Raw genomic sequence first — 19,145 nt, 5'->3', positions numbered from 1 at the left:
TTGTCGCCCGTGCTTCTCTGCGGCTTTCGCCGTTGGCTTCGGGTTGGGTTGGAAGTGGCTTCGCCACATCATCGCCCGCGCTCCTCTGCCCCCTCTGTCACTCTTGCCGTAGGTGGGGGCTGGGCTGGAAGTCGCCCGCGTCCGTTTTGTGCTTCCTCTGTTGCTTTCCTTGCTGGGTTTGGTCTTGTGGCTATGGGGTGCTGGTGCGGGAGTCTTGGTCAGGGAGTTGGGGTTGGGGTTGGGGTGGGGAAGAGGGCGTTTATGCCGGCTGTGTAGGCGGTGGGGGTGGTTCCGCTGATCAGTAGGTGTTGTAGGACGAAGCCCTGGACCAGGCCCAGCATGGCGGCGCCTACGTGGTCGGGGTCGGTGTCGGCGGGGAGTAGGCCGGCTTGTTGGCGGCGGCGGGCTACCTCGGCGCAGTTGCCTCTGAGGCGAAGGTAGACGGCGTCGGCCCGGGCGGCCAGGGCGGGGTTTCGCAGCGCTTCGGCCCACACCTGCACGCCGATGCGGGTGAAGTCCACGCCGGTTTCGGGCTCGTGCATGAGGCGAGTGGTGATGGCCTCGATCAGCACCGCGACGGCGTGGGCCGGGGCGGGTGCCGCGTTGTCGGCCAGCAGTTCCCCGAACACTTCGTCCGCGGCTGAGAGGGCGGTCTCCGCCACGGCTGCGATCAAGTCTTCCTTGCTGCGGAAATACCCGTAGACCGCCCCGGCTGAGACGTCGGCCTCGCCGATGATGTCGGCCATCGAGGTGGCGTGGAAGCCGTTGGCCGCGAAGAGCCGGGCGGCCGCCGCCAGGATTTCGGCGCGACGGTCGGCTCGGTGCTGTTCGGAGACGCGTGGCATGCGCCAATGTTAAAAGCGAACGTTCGTTCTTGACAAGCGGGCGCGCAGTCCGCACTATAAAAACGAGCGTCCGTTCTTTTAAGGAGACCCCGATGTCCGTCCAGGCTGAACCGACCGCGCCTTCACCTTGGTCAAAGGTGGTGGCGGCGATCGGCCTGCTCACCGTGATCGTCAGCGTCCTGCTGACCGCGTTCGCCTGGCCGTCGGTGCGGTCCTCGGTCCATCACGTGCCGATCGCTGTCGCCGGCCCGGCCGCCGCGACGGCACAGGTCACCGCCGCCCTCGAGCAGCGGATGCCGGACGCGTTCGACATCACCACGGTCGACAACGTGGCCGCGGCCGAGCGGTTGATCCGGGACCGGGAGGTCTACGGCGCGATCGACGTCAGCACCGGTCGCCCGCAGGTCCTGACCGCTACCGCTGCCAGCGCCACGGTTGCCCAGACCCTGCAAGGCGTCGGGACTGCTCTCGGCCAAGCGCAAGACCAAGGGAGCACCCCGGCCGTGGCCATCCGTGACGTCGTCGCGCTGCCCGCTGACGACCCACGCGGGGCCGGGCTCGCCGCCGGTGCTCTGCCGCTGGTCATGGGTGGTCTTCTGGCCGCAGTGCTGCTCACCAACCTGCTCGGCGGCACCAGCCGCCGGATCGCCGGGGCGCTCGGGTTCGCGGTCGTGGCCGGGTTCGCCCTGACTGCGATCCTGCAGTTCTGGTTCGGCTCGATCGGCGGCTCCTACCTCGCCGACGCCGGCGTCGTGGCGCTCAGCATCGGCGCCATCTCGATGACTCTGCTCGGCTTGGAGTCGTTGTTCGGCTACGCCGGATTCGGTGTCGGTGGGGTGCTCATGATGCTGGTCGGCAATCCGTTCTCGGGCAGCGCCTCCGCCCCCGAGATGCTGCCCGGCTGGTCCGGAGCCCTCGGTCAGTTGCTGCCGCCCGGCGCCGGCAACCAGCTGCTGCGCTCCACCGCCTTCTTCGACGGTCACGGTGCCGCTCATCCGATCGTCGTGCTGAGTTGCTGGCTCGCCCTCGGCGTCGTGTTGTGCCTGGCCGGCGGTCTGCGCGCTCGCCGGACATCCGCCCGCGGCACGGCCCGGGCGGGCGCGACGGCCCAGCCGACCGTACCGGCCACGGTCTGACCGTGGTGCTGATCGGCGACCGGAGCCCGGCTTTCCCGGCTTCCGGCCGCCGCCAAACCGAGGACGCCGGGCCACCCGCTCGCTCACGGCGCACGCGGAGGTGGGTTCGGCCGATCGCCCTGGCCGCACTGATCAGCCTGTTCGCGGTGGAGCTCGTGATCGGGTGGCCCGCCCTGGCCGCCGCGATGTCCCACCTGAGCGCTCCCCGCCCCGGCTGGCTCGTCGTCGCGCTCGCGGCCGAAGTGGTCGCCATGGCGGCGTACGGCCGAATGCAGCAGTTCTTGCTTCGCTCGGCCGGCCTTCGGGTGCGGGCCTACCGCAACGTCGCCGTCGCCTACGCCGCCCATTCTCTCAACGAGACGCTGCCGGGTGGTCCCGCGTTCTCCACCCGGTTCAACTACCAGCAGATGCGGCGCTTCGGGGCCACCCCCGCCGTCGCGGCATGGTGCATCGCGCTCTCCGGCATCCTGTCGACCGCAGCCCTCGCGCTGGTCACTGCGCTGGGGGCACTCGCCTCGGCACAGCGTCCCCAGTGGTACGGCCTCGTTGGCCTGGCCGTCACCATCGGTCTCGTCATTTACGGCGTCCGGCTCGTGAACCGCCGGCCCGGCATCGTGCACCCACCGGTGCGGTGGGTGCTGGCCCGCATCAACCGTTGGCGGCGCCGCCCGGCCGACGACGGCTTCGCCCAGGTCCGGGAGGTCGTCGGACAACTGGGCGCGGCCCGGCTCACCCCGTGCAACGGCGCCGCGGCGGCCACCTTCGCGATCCTGAACTGGGCCCTCGACGCCCTGTGTCTCTGGGTGTGCCTGCGAGCGGTCACCGACGAGCCGATCGGCGCCAACCAGGTCCTGCTGGCCTTCTGCGCCGCCATGGCGGCCGGAACGATCACCATCGTCCCGGGTGGACTCGGCGTGATCGACAGCGCCCTGACACTCGGCCTGATCGGCGGTGGCATCAACCCCGCGACAGCGATCGCCGCGGTCGTCCTCTATCGCATCATCAGCTTCGGCTTCATCATCGGCGCGGGCTGGATCACTTGGCTCCTCATCCGGCGCCGCCACCCGGTCACGGTGACACCGACGATGTGACGGCCCCGCGGTCTTCCTGAGGCGTGCCTGAGCACCGGATTAACGATCGTCTCAGATTCGCTCGGTACGAAATCGGCCTCGGACGAGCGATGTAGGAGGCCATTGATGTCAAGCAACGTGAAGCCGCCCGGCCGGTGGGTGCCGTGGTTGGTGATCGGCTTGTGGATGACTCTGGCGGCGGTGATGGTGCCGTTGAGCGGAAAGTTGAGCTCGGTCACCACCGACAAAGCCGTGGACGCCCTGCCCGCCAGTGCCGAGTCAACCAAGGTGGCGATGCTGGAGGAGAGTCTTCCCGGCGCGGAGGACAACACGTTCGTCTTCGTGTACCACCGGGCCGGCGGCTTGACCTACGCCGACCGCGCCACCGTCGAACGCCACTACGACACCCTGGCCAAGCGGTACCCGCCGACGACGGGGACGGCCGGCGAAGAGGATGACGACGGTCCCTCGATCAGGCCGTCCACCAACGGCCAGGCGATGATGTTCACTCTCGACCTGAGCACGACCTACGGCCCGCCGGAGGAGCTCGTCGGCCCGTTGCGGGACGCCGCGAAGGACCGGCCCACCGGCCTGGAACTCGCGGTGACCGGCCCGGCCGCTGTCGACGGCGACCTGGACGCCGTCTTCGACGGCATCGACCTGCAGGTCTTCCTCACCACGGTCATCGTGGTCACGGTCCTGCTCGTCCTCACCTACCGCAGCCCGGTGTTGTGGTTCGTCCCGCTGGTGGTCGTGGGCGTGGCCGCCCTGACGTCGATGGCGACCGTCTACCTGCTCGTCAAGGGCTTCGGCATCGTGGTCGACAACCAGAACTCGGCGCTGCTGACGATCCTGGTGTTCGGCGTCGGCACGGACTACGCGCTGTTGCTCATCGCCCGCTATCGGGAGGCGCTGCACCACCACGAGAACGTCCGGGTCGCGATGGTGCACGCGCTGCGCGGCGCGGCGCCGGCCATCGTCGCGTCCGCGGCCACCGTGATCGCCGGTCTGCTCTGCCTGCTGGTCGCGGACCTGAACAGCATCAGCGGGCTCGGTCCGATCGGCGCGGCCGGCATCCTGTGTGCGCTGGTGGCCATGCTGACCCTGTTCCCGGCCGTGCTCGTGGTGCTCGGCCGCCGGATCTTCTGGCCGGCCATCCCGCGGTTCAGCACGGTGGTGACCGAGCGGCCGGGACTGTGGGGCCGGCTCGGCGCCGCCATCAGCCGCGGCCGGTGGGTGGCGACGCTCGGTTCGTTCGGAGTCCTCGGCGTACTCGCCATCGGGCTGGCGGGTAACACCGGTGCCCTGCGGGAGCAGGACCAGTTCTTGTCCGCGCCGGAGTCGGTCACCGGTTTCACCGTTCTGCGCCAGCACTTTCCGGAGCTCGGCGGCCAGCCGATAACCATCTACACGCGACCGGCGTACCAGAAACAGATTCTCGACGTCGTCAAGCGCACTCCCGGCGTCGCGCAGGCCGAACCGGGCCGGACCGTCCAAGGCTGGGCCGACATCTCCGTGTTCCCGACCGACGCGCCGGACACCCTTGCCGAGTACGACACCATCAAGCGGGTCCGCACCGCCGTGCACGCGGTGAGCGGGGCGGAGGCGATCGTCGGCGGGCCGAGCGCGGAGAACCTCGACACCGAGGCGACCACCGGCCGCGACGAGAAGCTGGTGATCCCGCTGGTGCTCGCCGTCGTCCTGATCGTCCTCGGGCTGCTGCTGCGCGCGATCGTGGCCCCGCTGATCCTGATGGCCACCGTGATCGTCTCGTTCGCCGCGGCCTTCGGCGGCAGCGTGTTCGTCTTCGAGACCATCCTCGGGTTCAAGGGCATCGACTATTCGGTTCCGCTACTGGCCTTCCTGTTCCTGGTGGCGCTCGGCGTCGACTACAACATCTTCCTGGCCAGCCGGGCCCGGGAGGAGACTGTGCGTCTCGGCACCCGCGAGGGCATGCTCAAAGCCCTCTCGGCCACCGGCGGCGTCATCACCTCGGCCGGCCTGGTTCTGGCCGCCACCTTCGCGGTCCTCGTCTCACTTCCGCTGGTGATGCTGATCGAGGTCGGGTTCCTGGTCGCCTTCGGCGTGCTGCTCGACGCCCTGCTGGTGCGGTCGGTGCTGGTGCCCGCCCTCACCCTGCTGATCGGCCGGCGGATGTGGTGGCCGAGCCGCTTGTCCCGGCCGGCGGAGAGGCCACAGCCGCTCGCCGACGACAAAGAGCTCATGGTGCGGCGGTGAGCCGCGCGGACGGGATCGGAAGGACGACCCGGAGCAGCGCGCCGCCGCGGCCGGAACGGGCGACGGTGACCCGGCCGCCGTGGGCCTGGACGACCCGCTGCACGATCGACAGCCCGAGGCCGGATCCCGGCAACGCCCGGGCGCTGTCGGCCCGGTAGAACCGGTCGAACACCCGTGGCACGTCGGCGGCGTCGATGCCCGGCCCGGCGTCGTCGACCTCGAGCACCGCCGACGTGCCCTCGGCCCGCAGCCGGACCTCGACCGGCTGATCCGCGGGGGACCACTTGCCGGCGTTGTCGACAAGGTTGAGCGCAGCCCGCTGCAGTGCGGCGGGCCGCCCGCTCACCCACACCGAGGTCACGTCGAGCGCGACCTCGAGGTCGGGCCGGCGGGAACGCGCCTGGGCCGCGGCGGCCACCACGACGTCGGCCAGGTCGAGCGTCTCGGTGCTCTCGTCGCTGACGTCACCGCGGGCCAGGTCGGTCAGCTCGGCGGCCAGCAGGCTCAACTCGGCCACCTGGGCGCCGAGATCGTCGAGCAACCGGCTGCGGCTCTCCGCCGGGAGGGCGGTGTCGAGGGTGCCACGCCGGTCGAGCCGCACCAGCAGCTCGATGTTGAGGCGCAGGCTGGTCAGCGGCGTCTTGAGTTCGTGGGCGGCGTCCTCGGCGAGCAGCCGCTGGGCCTGGCGCGAGTCCCGGAGCGCGGCCAGCATGTCGTTGATCGCCTGGACCAGCCGCCGGATCTCCCCGCCGCCCTCGTCCGGGATGTCGGCGTCGAGTTCCCGGGTACGCGCGACCCGGACCGCGGCCGCGGTCAGCCGGTCGATCGGAGCCAGCCCGGTCCGGGCCACGGCCCGCCCGACCAGGGCGCCGCCGGCCACGCAGAACAGCCCGATCACCAGCAGGCCGAACCCGAACTGGTTGACCGGGCTGTCGTCGGCCACGCGGGCCACCTGGATCGCGCCGTCGCCCGTTCGCCGCGTGTAGATGTGGTAGCCGTCCTCGTCGCCGTCCTTCGACTCCATCAGGTCCGCTGACGCGCCCTGCGCGACCCGCCGGGCCTGCTCGCTGGCGGGAGGCAATGCGGGTTGGCCGGCCGGCGTCCGGGTCGAACCGTCGGGCCCGATGACCCGCACCAGCCGACCGGATCCGGGATACGGCGGCAGCTGAATCCGGGCCGGGCCGGGGCGTTCCGCGTACGTCGCCAGGAAGAGGGCGTCGGCGCGGAGCTGATTCTCGGCGTTGTCCCGCAGCTCGGAGCCCAGCAGTTCGTCGGCCACCTGGAAAGCGACGAACAGGCTGACCGCGATGGCCGTCGCCGCGATCACCGTCATCCGGGTCCGCAGGGATTGCCGGCGCCACCATCGGGCGCGCCGGTTCACGGGGGAGTCTCGCGCAACGTGTATCCCAGTCCGCGCAACGTGTAGATCAACCGCGGCTCACCCTCGGCCTCCATCTTGCGGCGCAGATAGCTCACGTACACCTGGAGGTTGTTGGCGGTGGTGCTCATGTCGAAGCCCCAGATCGCCTCGAACAGCGCGTCGCGGGTCAGGACCCGGGTGGCGTTGCGCACGAGAACCTGCAGCAGCGAGAACTCGGTCCGGGTCAGGCGCAGCGGCCGCCCGCCCCGCCAGGCCTCGAACCGGTCGGGATCGAGCCGGACATCGGCGTACGCAAGGATCTGCGACTCCTCGTCGGCCGGAGCCCGCCGGCGCAGCAGGGCGCGCACCCGGGCCAGCAACTCCTCGGTGGCGAACGGCTTGGACAGGTAGTCGTCGGCGCCCGCGTCCAGCCCCGTGACCCGATCGGAGACCTGATCGCGGGCGGTCAGCATCAGCACCGGCAGGTCCTGACCTGACGCTCGCAACCGCCGGCAGGTCTCCAACCCACCCAGGCGAGGCATCATCACGTCGAGGATCAGCAGATCAAGCGGGTCACCGCCGCCCCCGCCGACTTCCTCCAGCACGGCCAGACCGTTGGCGACGGTACTGGTGTCGTACCCCTCGACCTGGAGCACCCGCTCCAGCGACCCCCGGATGGCCGCGTCATCATCGGCGATCAGGATCCGCACTCCGGCCCCCTTCCCATCGGCGCTTTGCTGCCGATCCTTCCCGATCAACCTGAAGCCAGTATTAGAGTCGCCGCGGCCGGGCGTCACCAGGTCTGGTCGGCGGCTCGCAGCATGATCTGGTTGACCGCCACCCGTCGCCCGCGCAGGACGATGTAGGCGACCGCGTCCGCGACGTCGGTGGGAGGCAGCGGCTCGAGGTCGCTGATCTGTCCCAGCGCCGTCTCCCGGATGTCGTCGTCCAGATGACCGGCCAGCTCGGTCGGCGCCGTGCCGGGTTCCACCACGCTGACCCGCACCCGTTCTCCCCGCAGCTCCTGGCGCAGCGCCTCGGTGAAGCCGTTGAGACCGAACCTGGTCAGGTTGTAGACGCTGGTCGCTGGTTGGGCGACCCGGCCGCTGGTGGAACCGATGTTGACGATGTCGGCAACCTGCCGTTCGGAGGTGGAGGCGGCGTCGATCAGGTACGGGACGGCGGCGTGGGTCACGTGCAGCAGCGCGCGGACGTTCAGGGCGACCATGCGGTCCCACTCGTCGAGCGTCGCGTGCAGCGCGGTACCCAGCAGCATCACGCCGGCGTTGTTGACCAGCATGTCGAGCCGCTGGAACCGCTCGACCGTGTCCAGGACGGCCTGGTACGCCTGCTCGGGGTCGGTGATGTCGGCCTCGAACGCCTCCGCCCGGCCGCCGAGGTCCGCGACCAAGCGGTTCAACCGGTCGCGGCGGTCGGCGACCAGGGCCACCGCCGCGCCCTCGGCGGCCAGGCGGCGGCCGGTGGCGGCGCCGATGCCACTGCTGGCGCCGGTGACCAGCGCGACCGTTCCGGACAGTGGTGTGGCGTCCATGTTGTGCCTCTTCTTCGAGTCGTGGTCCGCGCGCGGGAACAGGATCGCTCAGGCGGGTGACCGGCCGAACCAGGGAGAGTCACTGGTCACCGTCGGCCGAAAGGTGTTGACCTCCACCATGAGGACGCGGTCATCATGGGCTGGGCGGTTCGAGGGGGAACGATGAATCAGCCGATTCCAGGCAGAGCCGGACTGGTCGGGCGGAAAGCCGAACAGTCCCGGTTGGACGAGATGATCGCCGCGCTGCGTCTCGGGGAGAGCCGCGTGCTGGTGCTGCGCGGCGCGGCGGGAATCGGCAAGAGCGCCCTGCTGGCCCACGCGGAAGTCCGGGCCAACGGCTTCCGGATGCTCCGGGCGGCCGGGGTGGAGTCCGAGATGGAGCTGGCGTTCGCCGGGCTGCACCAGCTCTGCGCCCCGCTTTTCGACCGGCTGCCGTCGCTGCCGCCGCCTCAGCGGGCCGCCCTCGAGACCGTGTTCCGGCTGCGCGAGGGCGCTCCGCCCGACAACTTCCTGGTCGGGCTGGCGGTGCTCGGCCTGTTCGCCGATGCTTCGGCCAAGGAACCGCTGCTCTGCCTGGTCGACGACGCGCAGTGGCTCGACCGGGCCTCGGCCCAGGTGATCGGGTTCGTCGCCCGCCGGTTGCTGGCCGAGTCGGTGGCCCTGATCCTGGCCACCCGCCGGACCGGACCGGAGCTGATCGGCCTGCCCGAGCTCGAGGTGGCCGGCCTGGCCGAGCCCGACGCGCACACGTTGCTGAACGCGGTGACGCTCACCCGCCTCGACCGGCACATCAGCGACCGGATCGTGGCCGAGACCGGCGGCAACCCCCTGGCCCTGGTGGAGCTGACCCGGGGCCTGACCGCCACCCAGATGGCGGGCGGGCTCGGCCTGACCGATGCCGGCACGCTCCCCGGCCGCATCGAGGACAGCTTCCTGCATCGCATCCAGGAACTGCCGGCCGCGAGTCGCCGGCTGCTGCTGATCGCGGCCGCGGAGCCGGTCGGCGACCCCGGCCTGGTGCGGCGGGCCGCCGATCGGCTCGACGTCCCGTTCCCGGCCGCCGCCGACGACACCGACGGTCTGCTGAGCCTCGCGGAACGGGTCACCTTCCGGCACCCGCTGGTGCGCTCGGCGGTGTACCGGGCGGCTGAGCCGCACGACCGCCGGGCCGCTCATCTAGCCCTGGCCGAGGTCACCGACCGGCCGGACGCGGCCGACAGGCGCGCCTGGCATCTCGCCGCGGCCGCGGCCGGGCCCGACGAGGAGGTCGCCGCCGAACTGGAGAGATCAGCCGCCCAGGCCCAGGCCCGGGGCGGGATGGCGGCGGCGGCCGCGTTCCTCCGGCGGGCGGTCGTCCTGACCGCCGACCCCCGCCGGCGCACCGACCGGCTGCTGGCGGCGGCCGAGGCCTGCCTTCCGGCCGGCGACGTCGACGAGGTGCGGCGACTGCTGAAAGTCCTTGGCGAGCAGCAACTGGACGAGCTTGCCGCGGGGCGGGTCATGGCGTTGCGAGGACAGGTCGCCTTCGCCTCCGGTCACGGTCATGAAGCCACGGAGCTGCTGCTGGCCTCGGCCCAGCGCCTGGCGGCCGCGGACGACCAACTGGCTCGCGACGTCCTCATGCCGGCGTGGGGTGTGGCGACCTCAGTCGCGCAGCCCGAGAGCCTTCGGGCGGTGTCATTCGCGGCCAGGGCGCTACCCGCGCCAGCGGACCCGCGACCGATCGATCTGCTGCTCGACGGTCTGACGCTGCTGGTCACCGATGGCCGCGCCGTCGCCGCGCCCGCATTGCGGGAGGCCGCCAAGATTCTCCTGGACATCTCGGTGGACGACGTCGTGAAGTGGGGCTGGGTCGCGGCGGGGGTGGCCGGCGCGGTCTGGGACGACGATGCGATGCGGGACATGTATGCCCGGCATGTCCGCCTCATACGGGAAGCCGGAGTGCTCACCGACCTGCCGTACCACCTCGCGACGTTGTGCCTCATCACGTCCTGGAGCGGAGACTTCCCGGCCGCGGCGGCCCTCATCGCCGAGGCCGACACGGTTTCCCAGGCGATCGGCAGTCCGATGCCGCCCTACCCCCAGCTGCGGCTGCTCTCGCTCCAGGGGCGGGAGGCCGAGGCGGCCGAGATCATCGGGACCACGATCACGAACTCGCTCGCCGCCGGATTCGGGTTGGGGCTCATCGCGGCCAACTGGGCGGCAGCCGTCCTGTACAACGGCCTGGCCCGGTATCCGGAAGCCCTGCGCGCCATCAGGGCCAACGGAGACCTCTTCGACGCGAACCTCTCGGCCTGGGTTCTGCCGGAACTGGTGGAGGCCGCGGTTCGTGCCGGCGAATCCGAGGTGGCGCTCGATGCCCTGGCCCGGCTCGTCGAGGAGACACAGCCGTTCGGCACCCCGTTCGCGCGGGGGATCGAGGCCCGCACCCGGGCACTGGTCGCGGAGGGCGCGGACGCCGACGACCTGTACCGCCAGGCGATCGAGAAGCTCGGGCGGACCAACCTGCGGCCCGAACTGGCCCGGGCCCACCTGGTCTACGGCGAATGGCTGCGCCGCGAACGACGGCGGGCCGACGCCCGCGAACATCTGCGTACGGCGTACGACCTGTTCGTGGCCATCGGGATGGAGGGGTTCGCCGAGCGGGCGCGCCGGGAGCTCATCGCCACCGGCGAGACCGTGCGCAGGCGCACGGCCGCGGCGGCCGCCGACGTGGAGCTGACCGCTCAGGAGCGCCAGATCGCCCAACTGGTCCGCAGTGGCTTGACCAACCCCGAGGTCGGGGCGCGGCTGTTCCTCAGCCCGCGCACCGTCGAATGGCACCTGCGCAAGGTGTTCGGGAAGCTTGGCGTCACCTCCCGGCGCCAGCTGCGCGACGCGTTGCCACGGACCATTTCAGGCGATGCGGTTGGTCTGATAGGCCCACAGGGCTAGCTCGACCCGGTTGCGGGCGTTGAGCTTGGTCGTCAGGCCGGTCAAATGGAACTTGACCGTGCTCAGGCTGATGTGCAGCTCGTGGGCTATCTCGGCGTTGGTCCGGCCTCGGGCGACCCGGCTCAGCACGTCTTCCTCCCGGTCGGTCAAGGGATCGAGCGGCTGGGCCGGTGCGGCGGCCGGGCCGCTGGTGGCGAACGTGGCGAGCAGGCGGGCGGTCACGGCCGGGTCGATGAGGGCGTCGCCCTGCACAGCGGCGTGGATGGCCTGGACCAACTGGTCCGGCTCCGCGCCCTTGAGCAGGAAGCCGCGGGCGCCCGCTTTGAGGGCCCCGTAGATGTACTCGTCGGTGTCGAACGTGGTGATCACGATGACGGCGGTCGGGTCGGCGACGTCGGGGCCGGCCAGCAGGCGGGTGGCCTCGATGCCGTCCAGGACGGGCATGCGGATGTCGAACAGGCACACGTCCGGGCGCAGGCGGCGGGCCAGGGTGACGGCCGCGCGGCCGTCGGCGGCCTGGCCGACCACCTCGAGGCCGGGTTGGCCGTTGAGGATCGTGGTCAGCCCGGCCCGGACGATGCCCTGGTCGTCGGCGATGAGGACGCGAATGGTCATGCTTCGGCGCCTCGGCGGGGGAGGGTGACGCGGACGCTCCAGCCGTGGCCGGGGTTCGGCCCGGCGGTGAGCGTGCCACCCAGCAGCGTGACCCGTTCGGTCATGCCGATCAGCCCGAAGCCGGGCGGACCGACCGGGGCGGCGGGGGTGCCGTCGTCGCTGACGGTCAGGTCGACGTCGGTGGCGTCGGCTGTCAACTCGACGTTGACCCGGGTCGCCTGCTGGGCGTGGCGCTGCGCGTTCGTAATGGATTCCTGGGCTACGCGGTAGAGGGCACCTTCGACGGCCGGCGGCAGGTTGGTCAGGTCTCCGCGCAGCTCGACGCTGACGGGCAGTTCCTCGGTGGCGAGACTCTCGATGTCGGTGATCCGGCGCTGGGGAACCAGGGATGGCCGCTGCTGACGGTCGCGTAGCGCGCTGACCATGGCGCGCATCTCGGCCAGGGTGCGGGCCGCCTCGCGATCGATGGCCTCGAGCGCCTCCGTCGCCCCGCTGAGCGACGAGGACCGGGCCAGGACCAGGCCGGCCTGGGCCTGGATCGCGATCGCGGTGACGTGGTGGGCCACCGTGTCGTGCAGCTCCCGGGCCAGTTGCTCGCGTTCCTGCAGCTTGGCCTGCACGACCAACTGTTTGCGGGCGACGGCCCGGTAGCGCATGGACGCGCCGAGGGCACCGGCCAGCAGCACCAGGGCGATCCCGGCGGTCGTGTCGGCCACCCCGGGGAAGTCGACGCCGACGATGGCGGTCAGGGCCACCGCAATGACCGTCACTCCGACGACCACCTCGCGGCCGGTCCGCCGGCGTAGCAGCGAGTAGGCCAGCACGAGCACGACCCAGCCGCTGTTCAGGGTCACGGGTTCGGTGTCCAGGGCGAACGCCGCGACGTCGAGGGCCGCGAACCCGCCGAAGGCGAACACCACGGCCGGCAGCGGATGGGTCCGCCGGAGCAGCACGGCCACCGCGAGACCGCAACCGAAGGCGACGGCGACCGGTCGCCAGGTCAGGTCGCTAAAGACCGCGTCGAACGCGAGCACGATCAGCACCGACAGGGCCAGGGCCCCGTCCCGCCAGGTGTACGCCGCGCTCGGCACGACTTTCACAGTAGCGATCGGGCGTACGCCGCGAACCCGTCGCGCGGCCGGCCGTTTCCCTGGCCGATGAGCCAGGGCGACGTCGGTCCCGGAGCCGGGGCGGGCAACCGCCGATGCGGCCGAGACTTCGACTTATGAACGACACCAAAGTGGATACCAAAGTCGTGCTCTGCGGTCTGTGGATCACCACGCTGTTCGTGTTCGCCTACGTCGACATCTTCGGCTTCTTCCGCGCTGACGTCATCAACGGAGTGCTCGCCGGGGAGATGGCCGGCACCGGCTTCGCGATCGACCAGACGTTCCTCGTTCTCACGACCCTCTACATCGCGGTGGCGTCGTTGATGATCGTCGTCTCGCTGCTCGCCCCGGCGCGGATCAACCGGATCGCCAACCTCGTGGTCAGCCTGATCTATATCCTCACCGTGGCGGCCACCCTCATCGGCGAGAGCTGGCTCTACTACATCGCCGGCACCCTGATCGAGGTGGCGTTCCTGCTCACCATCGCCCGGGTCGCCTGGACGTGGCCCAGAGAGGCGGGGGGAAATGCTCGATGACGAAGGGCTGCACGCCTCGTCCGTGGTGGCCAACTGCGCGATGAACCGCGAACGCCAATTGGCCGGTGTCAACAGCTATGAGCGGGAACTCGGGTTCGACCCGGTCGCCTGGGTCGGCGCCGGCGCGGGCAGCGACACCGCCTGGCTCGACCTGTGCTGCGGCAGCGGGCGCGCGCTCATCCAGGCCGCCGCCCGGCTGCCAGAGGTCACGCTGATCGGCGTCGACCTGGTCGACGCGTTCCTGCCCGTTCCCGAGGACTCCGGCCCGGCCCTGGTGGCGGCGCCGATCGAGACCTGGACCCCGCCGCGGGCGTTCGATCTGATCACCTGTGTGCACGGCCTGCACTACGTCGGGGACAAGCTCGCCGTGCTCAGCCGCATCGTGCAATGGCTGACCCCCGGCGGCCGTTTCGTCGCCGACCTCGACCTGACCAGCGTGCGGCGCGCGGACGGCGAACCGGTCGGCCGGCGTCTGACCACCCAGCTGCGCGCGGCCGGCCTCGCCTACGATGCCCGCTGCCGCCGGATCAGTTGTACCGGCCCCCGCGAGCTCAGCCTGCCCTACACCTACCTCGGCGCCGACGACCGGGCCGGCCCCAACTACACCGGCCAGCCCGCCGTCCATTCGTACTACCGGCCGGCCTGATCACCCGTCGAGCAGGGCGAGGGCGCCCGCGGTGGCCGCGTCGGCGGTGGACTGGCGGCCGGTGGCGCGGGCGATGACGAACGCGCCCTCGACGACGGCCAGCAGGGCGGCCGCGGTCTGGGCCGGGTCGAGTTTCGCCGACACCGAACCGTCGGCCTGGGCCTCGCGCACGACGCTTTCCAGCAGGTCGGTCAGTTCGGTGAACGCTGCGCCCAGTGCCTCGCGCAAGGGGGGTTCGGCCAGGATCCCGGCGTCGTAGGCGAAGCCGCCGATCTGGCAGCCGCCGAGCGCGTCGCCGGCCGACCCCAGGAACGCGACCAGGCGGTCGCGGCCGGTCGCCTTTCCTTCCATGGCGGCGCGTACGGAAGCGACGAGATCGCGGCCGTTCTCCTGAACCACCTCGTGGCCGAGGTCGGCCTTGGCCGGGAAGTGGTGATAGAAGCTGCCCTGCCCGACACCGGCGTCGGCCATCACCTGCTTCGGGCTCGTCGTCGAGTAGCCGCGGTGCCAGAAGAGCTTCTTGGCCGAGTCGATGATCAGCCGCCTGTTGTCCATGACACAACAATAGCTCGCTCCATACCTGGAGGTAGGGTTGTCGTCATACCTAGAGGTATGTATGGTCGGGACATGACCAACACAGCGTTCGTCCCAGTCGTCCAGTACAAGACCGAGAACCTTGACGGGTTCGAGATGTTCTACCGGGAGGCCGGGCCGACCGACGCCCCCGTCGTCCTGCTCCTGCACGGGTTCCCGACCTCGTCGCACATGTTCCGCAACCTGATCCCGTACCTGGCCGACCGGTTCCACGTCATCGCGCCCGACCTGCCGGGCTACGGCCAGAGCGCCGCCCCCGACCGGGCCGGGTTCGACTACACCTTCGACAACGCGGCCAAGTACGTGCAGAAGCTGCTGACCAAGCTCGGCGTGACCAAGTACGCCGTCAACGTCTTCGACTACGGCGCGCCCACGGCCTGGCGGCTCGCCCTGGCCGACCCCGACGCGATCACGGCCCTCGTCGTGCAGAACGGCAACGCGTACGACGAAGGCCTGGACAACGAGTTCTGGGCGCCGATCAAGCGCTACTGGGCCGACAACAGCCAGGCCAACCGGGACGCCCTGCGCGGCCTGGTCACGCTGGACACCACCAGGTTCCAGTACACCGACGGCATGGCCCACGCCGCCCGCATCTCGCCCGACAACTGGACCACCGACCAGGCCCTGCTCGACCGGCCCGGCAACGACGAGATCCAGCTCGACTACTTCCTCGACTACGGCACCAACCCGGGCCTCTACCCGGCCGTGCAGGAATGGCTGCGCGCCCACCAGCCGCCGACCCTCATCGTGTGGGGCGCCAACGACGTCATCTTCCCGGCCGAGGGCGCGCACCCGTACAAGCGGGACGTGAAGGACGTCGAGTTCCACCTCTTCGACAGCGGCCACTTCCTGCTCGAGGACCGCCCCGACGAGGTCTTCCCGCTCATCCACGACTTCCTGACCCGCAAGCTCGGCTGAGCGTCATCCGCCGATCGGTTGATTCGGCTCCGCCGTGGTTGATCCGGCGGAGCCGTACATCGGTCGATCCGGTGGTGGGGTGGGCGGCCGAAGACTGAGGGCATGACTGTCACGCATGCAACGGCCGGACCGGTGGGGGCGGCGGATCGGGCGCTCGCCCCCGACCTGGCGCGCGGGCTCATGTTGGCGTTCATCGCGCTGGCCAACTCGGTCGTCCATCTCTACGCGCGGCCCTACGGGGTCCGGCAGCACATTGTCGAGAGCGGGCTCGTCGATCGGATCGTCAGCGTCGTCACGGTGACCACTGTGGATGGCCGGGCCTATCCGATGTTCGCGGCCCTCTTCGCGTACGGGGTGGTGCAGATCATGCAGAGGCAGCGCGCCGCCGGTGCGTCGTTGGCTGACGCGAAGAAGCTCCTGCGGCGGCGTAGCTGGTGGCTCGTCGCGTTCGGGTTCGCCCACGCCCTGCTGCTGTTCCCGGGGGACATCCTCGGGCTGTACGGCGTGGCCGGCTTCATTCTGGTCGCTCTGACGGGGGTGTCCGACCGGAAGCTGCTGATCGCGGCGGGCTGCTGGCTCGTGGTGGTCGCTCTCGGGCAGGGGGCCGCCTACATGGCGCCGCCCTCGGGGGAGCGCTCGTTCTTCTGGTCGTTCGAAACCGCGGATCCGCTGCGGGCCATGGCCTTGCGGCCGTTCGAGTGGCTGATGACGCCGGCCGGTGTCCTCGGGGTGGGCAGCGCGATCCTGGTCGGCACGTGGGCCGCGCGGCGAGGCATCCTCAGTGATCCGGCCGCCCACCGTCACCTGCTCCGGCGTACGGCCGTGGCCGGACTGACCATCGCCGTGCTCGGCGGGTTGCCGGCGGGCCTGGCGGTCGGGCATTTCTGGAGCCCGGGAAACCTGTGGGGCATCTCGGCGCTGCACGCGGTGACCGGGGTCGCGGGCGGGCTGGGCTACGCGGCCCTGATCGGCCTGGTCGCGATCCGCGCCCGCGGGACGGTGGTGACCGCCCTGGCCGCCACCGGTCAGCGGTCGCTCAGCTGCTATTTGTTCCAGTCGGTGGTCTTCGTGGCGCTGCTGGCGCCGTGGACGCTGGGGCTGGGCGCGACGATCAGCACGGGCGCGGTGGCCCTGCTCGCCCTGGGCACCTGGCTCGTCTCGGTGGTGCTGGCCGATCTGCTGCGCCGGGCCGGTCGGCGCGGACCGGCCGAGATCGTCTTGCGCCGCTTGACCTACCGGACCGGCAAGATGGCAGGGTGACCGTGGAGGAGCTGCGCCGGGAGCACCGGTGGAATCAGCCGTGGGCCCTGCTTCCGTACGGGCTCCTGGTCATCGCGTACGGCATAGCGCTCTTCACCGGCCCGGCCGGGTGGGCCGCCCCGACGGTCGCGGCCGCCGGGTTCGCGGTCTGGCACTGGTGGTTCGTGCCGGCCCACCCGGACTGGTGGGAGCGCCGCCCGTGGTTCATGGCGGTCTACTTCACCGGCGTGCTCGGCTGGACCTACCTGCTGCTGCGGCTCGACGAGGCGTTCCAGCTCTTCGTCCCGGCCTGTTACGTGCTCGCCTTCGTGGCCCTGCCCGGCTGGTGGGCCTACCTGGGCCTGCTCGCGGCCAACGTGCCCCTGCTGGCGGCGTCGGGGGCCAACCTGTCGTCGGTGCTGATCAACGTCGGGATCATCACGCCGCTGGCCGCGCTGTTCGGCACGATGGTGCGGGTGATGGAACGCGAGGCGATCCGGCGCCGCGAGGTCAACAGCGAGCTGGTCGCCATGGCGACCGAGAACGCCCGGCTCAACCGCGCGGCCGGGGTGGCCGAGGAGCGGGCCCGGCTCGCCCGCGAGATCCACGACACCGTGGCCCAGGGGCTGACCGGTATCGTCACGCAGCTCGAGGCGCTGGGCGAGGTCGCGCCCGAGCAGCAGCGGCGGCTCGACCACGCCCGTACGCTGGCCCGGACCAGCCTCGACGAGGTGCGCCGGTCGATCGACGCGCTGCGGCCGGGCCCGCTGCAGGACGCCCGGCTCGTCGACGCCGTACGGCTGGCCGTGTCGACCTGGAGCGGGCAGCAGGACGTGCCCGTCAGTTTCACCGTGACCGGCACGCCCGTGCCGGCCCACGCCGAGGTGGAGGTGACGTTGCTGCGGGCGGCTCAAGAGGCGCTGGCCAACGTCGGCCGCCACGCGCGCGCCGGCCGGGCCGACGTGACGCTGTCCTACATGGAGGACGTGATCGTGCTGGACGTACGCGACGACGGCGCCGGTTTCGACGTGGGCCGGGCCGGCGGTTTCGGGCTGGTCGCGCTGCGCCAGCGGGTCGAGGCGCTGGCCGGGTCGGTGGCGATCGAGTCGTCGCCCGGCGCGGGCACGGCGGTCAGCGTGACCGTGCCGGCCATCGGGGCGGCGTGATGGCGGTGCTCCGGCTGGTCGTGGTCGACGACCACCCGGTCGTACGGGACGGGTTGCGCGGCATGCTGGGCACCCAGCCCGACTTCGCGATCGTGGGCGAGGCCGCCACCGGCTCGGAGGCGCTGACCGTGGTCGAGGCGGTGCGGCCGGACGTGGTGCTGACCGACCTGCGCCTGCCCGAGCCCAGCGGCGGCACCCTGATCCGGCTGCTGCTGGAACGGGTGCCGTCGGCCCGGGTGCTGGTGCTGACCACGCACGACACAGACTCCGACGTGCTGCCCGCGGTCGAGGCGGGCGCGATCGGCTACCTGCTCAAGGACGCGCCGCGCGAGGAGCTGTTCAAGGCCGTCCGGGCGGCCGCCCGGGGCGAGACCGTGCTGTCGCCCTCGGTCGCGGCGGTGCTGCTGGCCCGCGTACGCCCGGGGAAGCCCGCACCCACCGCCCAGCTCAGCGCTCGCGAACGCGAGATCCTGGCCCTGGTGGCCGAGGGCCGCACCAACCGCGAGACGGCGGCCGCGCTGTTCATCAGCGAGGCCACCGTCAAGACCCACCTGCTGCACATCTACGCCAAGCTGGATGTGCCGGACAGGGCCTCGGCGGTGTCGGCCGCCCACCGCCGGGGCATTCTCTAGACCCGCGGGATGAGGGTCCGGGCGACCTTCTTGGCGTCGGCCAGGTTCTCGCTGTCCGAGCCGCCCCGCGAGTAGACGTCGATCTGGACGGTGCCGTAGAGCACGTAGAGGTGATCGGAGAGCAGGAAGGCGTCCTCGCCGATGCCGTCGACCGGTTCGGCCTCGTCCACGACGACCTCGAAGTCGGCCGGGGTGGTGCGACCCAGGAAGATCGCGAGCTGGCCGCCGTCCTGCTGCCACTGACAGAAGCGGGTGGCCTCGCCGGGTTCGGCGCCGTCCTCGTCGATCTGGGTGATCTTGCGCCCGGTCAGGCTGGTGACCTCCGCCTTCGACAGCAGGGTGCACGGGTCGGGAATGTCGCCCTCGTCCTTCACCGAGCCGGTGCCGGTGTCAGCCGTCGGTTGCGCAGTGGCCTTCGCCGTAGCCTTCGCCGTCGGCGAGGAGGTCGGGGCTGCGGTCGCTGACTCCAGCAGGCTGCATCCGGTGGTGAGCGAGACGGCGACGAGGGCGGCCAGGGCGACGAGGCTCTTCTTCATGGGGAGAACTCTGCGGCGT

At 71.1% G+C, this 19,145-nt stretch carries 18 protein-coding genes; 10 read left to right on the top strand and 8 right to left on the bottom strand.

Annotation, left to right across the window (positions count from 1 at the left end; translation table 11 throughout):
• Positions 1 to 218 precede the first annotated feature (218 nt).
• Complete coding sequence (locus M1L60_RS21940; RefSeq protein ID WP_253239333.1) at positions 219 to 845, bottom strand: TetR/AcrR family transcriptional regulator; 627 nt, start codon at positions 843 to 845, stop codon at positions 219 to 221.
• Positions 846 to 937: 92 nt separating this feature from the next.
• On the opposite strand from M1L60_RS21940, the gene M1L60_RS21935 reads away from it, so the two are divergent.
• The 3 genes from M1L60_RS21935 (at position 938) to M1L60_RS21925 (ending at position 5,289) form a co-directional block, all read left to right on the top strand.
• Positions 938 to 1,981: a hypothetical protein gene (locus M1L60_RS21935; RefSeq protein ID WP_253239332.1), complete on the top strand. Its 1,044-nt coding sequence runs from the start codon at positions 938 to 940 to the stop codon at positions 1,979 to 1,981.
• Between the two features lie 2 nt (positions 1,982 to 1,983).
• A complete protein-coding gene (locus M1L60_RS21930) occupies positions 1,984 to 3,072 on the top strand; it encodes a lysylphosphatidylglycerol synthase transmembrane domain-containing protein (protein WP_438862141.1) in 1,089 nt (362 codons plus the stop codon).
• A 105-nt stretch (positions 3,073 to 3,177) separates the two neighbouring features.
• Complete coding sequence (locus M1L60_RS21925) at positions 3,178 to 5,289, top strand: MMPL family transporter (protein WP_253239330.1); 2,112 nt, start codon at positions 3,178 to 3,180, stop codon at positions 5,287 to 5,289.
• Here M1L60_RS21925 and M1L60_RS21920 read toward each other — a convergent pair.
• The 3 genes from M1L60_RS21920 to M1L60_RS21910 all read right to left on the bottom strand — a co-directional run bounded on the left by M1L60_RS21920 (position 5,273) and on the right by M1L60_RS21910 (position 8,201).
• Entirely contained in the window at positions 5,273 to 6,622 is a 1,350-nt protein-coding gene (locus M1L60_RS21920) for a HAMP domain-containing sensor histidine kinase (protein ID WP_253239329.1), read from the bottom strand. The two genes, M1L60_RS21925 and M1L60_RS21920, sit on opposite strands and share 17 nt — an antisense overlap.
• 44 nt (positions 6,623 to 6,666) lie before the next feature.
• Positions 6,667 to 7,359: a response regulator transcription factor gene (locus M1L60_RS21915; protein WP_253239328.1), complete on the bottom strand. Its 693-nt coding sequence runs from the start codon at positions 7,357 to 7,359 to the stop codon at positions 6,667 to 6,669.
• Positions 7,360 to 7,442: 83 nt separating this feature from the next.
• Positions 7,443 to 8,201 carry an SDR family NAD(P)-dependent oxidoreductase gene (locus tag M1L60_RS21910; RefSeq protein ID WP_253239327.1) on the bottom strand — a complete coding sequence of 253 codons (759 nt, stop codon included), beginning with the start codon at positions 8,199 to 8,201 and terminating at the stop codon, positions 7,443 to 7,445.
• Between the two features lie 135 nt (positions 8,202 to 8,336).
• On the opposite strand from M1L60_RS21910, the gene M1L60_RS21905 reads away from it, so the two are divergent.
• A complete protein-coding gene (locus M1L60_RS21905) occupies positions 8,337 to 11,135 on the top strand; it encodes an ATP-binding protein (protein WP_308208518.1) in 2,799 nt (932 codons plus the stop codon).
• On the opposite strand, the gene M1L60_RS21900 is transcribed toward M1L60_RS21905, so the two are convergent.
• A complete protein-coding gene (locus M1L60_RS21900) occupies positions 11,097 to 11,750 on the bottom strand; it encodes a response regulator (protein ID WP_253239326.1) in 654 nt (217 codons plus the stop codon). The two genes, M1L60_RS21905 and M1L60_RS21900, sit on opposite strands and share 39 nt — an antisense overlap.
• Positions 11,747 to 12,841, bottom strand: coding sequence for a sensor histidine kinase (locus M1L60_RS47920; protein ID WP_253239325.1), 1,095 nt, complete (start codon positions 12,839 to 12,841; stop codon positions 11,747 to 11,749). The genes M1L60_RS21900 and M1L60_RS47920 overlap by 4 nt, the downstream gene beginning before the upstream one ends.
• Positions 12,842 to 12,975: 134 nt before the next feature.
• On the opposite strand from M1L60_RS47920, the gene M1L60_RS21890 reads away from it, so the two are divergent.
• Positions 12,976 to 13,395 (top strand): DUF6326 family protein, encoded by a 420-nt coding sequence (locus M1L60_RS21890; protein WP_253239324.1) that lies wholly within the window; start codon positions 12,976 to 12,978, stop codon positions 13,393 to 13,395.
• Positions 13,385 to 14,041: a methyltransferase gene (locus M1L60_RS21885; RefSeq protein WP_253239323.1), complete on the top strand. Its 657-nt coding sequence runs from the start codon at positions 13,385 to 13,387 to the stop codon at positions 14,039 to 14,041. The genes M1L60_RS21890 and M1L60_RS21885 overlap by 11 nt, the downstream gene beginning before the upstream one ends.
• Here the strand turns inward: M1L60_RS21885 and M1L60_RS21880 are convergent, their stop codons facing one another.
• Positions 14,042 to 14,596: a TetR/AcrR family transcriptional regulator gene (locus M1L60_RS21880; protein ID WP_253239322.1), complete on the bottom strand. Its 555-nt coding sequence runs from the start codon at positions 14,594 to 14,596 to the stop codon at positions 14,042 to 14,044.
• Positions 14,597 to 14,668: 72 nt separating this feature from the next.
• On the opposite strand from M1L60_RS21880, the gene M1L60_RS21875 reads away from it, so the two are divergent.
• From M1L60_RS21875 to M1L60_RS21860, 4 genes are all read left to right on the top strand, one after another.
• Entirely contained in the window at positions 14,669 to 15,553 is an 885-nt protein-coding gene (locus M1L60_RS21875) for an alpha/beta fold hydrolase (RefSeq protein ID WP_253239321.1), read from the top strand.
• Positions 15,554 to 15,655: 102 nt separating this feature from the next.
• Complete coding sequence (locus tag M1L60_RS21870) at positions 15,656 to 16,813, top strand: DUF418 domain-containing protein (RefSeq protein WP_253239320.1); 1,158 nt, start codon at positions 15,656 to 15,658, stop codon at positions 16,811 to 16,813.
• Complete coding sequence (locus M1L60_RS47915; RefSeq protein ID WP_253239319.1) at positions 16,810 to 17,958, top strand: sensor histidine kinase; 1,149 nt, start codon at positions 16,810 to 16,812, stop codon at positions 17,956 to 17,958. Before M1L60_RS21870 ends, M1L60_RS47915 begins: the two co-directional genes overlap by 4 nt.
• Positions 17,958 to 18,590, top strand: coding sequence for a response regulator (locus M1L60_RS21860; RefSeq protein ID WP_256516808.1), 633 nt, complete (start codon positions 17,958 to 17,960; stop codon positions 18,588 to 18,590). Before M1L60_RS47915 ends, M1L60_RS21860 begins: the two co-directional genes overlap by 1 nt.
• Here M1L60_RS21860 and M1L60_RS21855 read toward each other — a convergent pair.
• The gene (locus M1L60_RS21855) at positions 18,587 to 19,126 is read right to left on the bottom strand and encodes a DUF3558 family protein (RefSeq protein ID WP_253239318.1); all 540 of its coding nucleotides are present in this window, start codon (positions 19,124 to 19,126) and stop codon (positions 18,587 to 18,589) included. The genes M1L60_RS21860 and M1L60_RS21855 overlap by 4 nt on opposite strands.
• Positions 19,127 to 19,145 lie beyond the last annotated feature (19 nt).

This window comes from Paractinoplanes aksuensis, from assembly GCF_024137025.1.
In the GTDB taxonomy this organism is placed as follows: Bacteria; Actinomycetota; Actinomycetes; order Mycobacteriales; family Micromonosporaceae; genus Actinoplanes; species Actinoplanes aksuensis.
This window is presented reverse-complemented; position numbering and strand designations above follow the sequence as displayed.

Bases quoted from the DNA above. Each gene is read 5' to 3' on its own strand.
- M1L60_RS21890 (WP_253239324.1), top strand. From the start codon at position 12,976: ATGAACGACACCAAAGTGGATACCAAAGTCGTGCTCTGCGGTCTGTGG.
- M1L60_RS21925 (WP_253239330.1), top strand. From the start codon at position 3,178: ATGTCAAGCAACGTGAAGCCGCCCGGCCGGTGGGTGCCGTGGTTGGTG.
- M1L60_RS21885 (WP_253239323.1), top strand. From the start codon at position 13,385: ATGCTCGATGACGAAGGGCTGCACGCCTCGTCCGTGGTGGCCAACTGC.
- M1L60_RS21855 (WP_253239318.1), bottom strand. From the start codon at position 19,126: ATGAAGAAGAGCCTCGTCGCCCTGGCCGCCCTCGTCGCCGTCTCGCTC.
- M1L60_RS21920 (WP_253239329.1), bottom strand. From the start codon at position 6,622: ATGACGGTGATCGCGGCGACGGCCATCGCGGTCAGCCTGTTCGTCGCT.
- M1L60_RS21900 (WP_253239326.1), bottom strand. From the start codon at position 11,750: ATGACCATTCGCGTCCTCATCGCCGACGACCAGGGCATCGTCCGGGCC.
- M1L60_RS21875 (WP_253239321.1), top strand. From the start codon at position 14,669: ATGACCAACACAGCGTTCGTCCCAGTCGTCCAGTACAAGACCGAGAAC.
- M1L60_RS21870 (WP_253239320.1), top strand. From the start codon at position 15,656: ATGACTGTCACGCATGCAACGGCCGGACCGGTGGGGGCGGCGGATCGG.
- M1L60_RS21860 (WP_256516808.1), top strand. From the start codon at position 17,958: ATGGCGGTGCTCCGGCTGGTCGTGGTCGACGACCACCCGGTCGTACGG.
- M1L60_RS21880 (WP_253239322.1), bottom strand. From the start codon at position 14,596: ATGGACAACAGGCGGCTGATCATCGACTCGGCCAAGAAGCTCTTCTGG.
- M1L60_RS21935 (WP_253239332.1), top strand. From the start codon at position 938: ATGTCCGTCCAGGCTGAACCGACCGCGCCTTCACCTTGGTCAAAGGTG.
- M1L60_RS21905 (WP_308208518.1), top strand. From the start codon at position 8,337: ATGGGCTGGGCGGTTCGAGGGGGAACGATGAATCAGCCGATTCCAGGC.
- M1L60_RS21940 (WP_253239333.1), bottom strand. From the start codon at position 845: ATGCCACGCGTCTCCGAACAGCACCGAGCCGACCGTCGCGCCGAAATC.
- M1L60_RS21910 (WP_253239327.1), bottom strand. From the start codon at position 8,201: ATGGACGCCACACCACTGTCCGGAACGGTCGCGCTGGTCACCGGCGCC.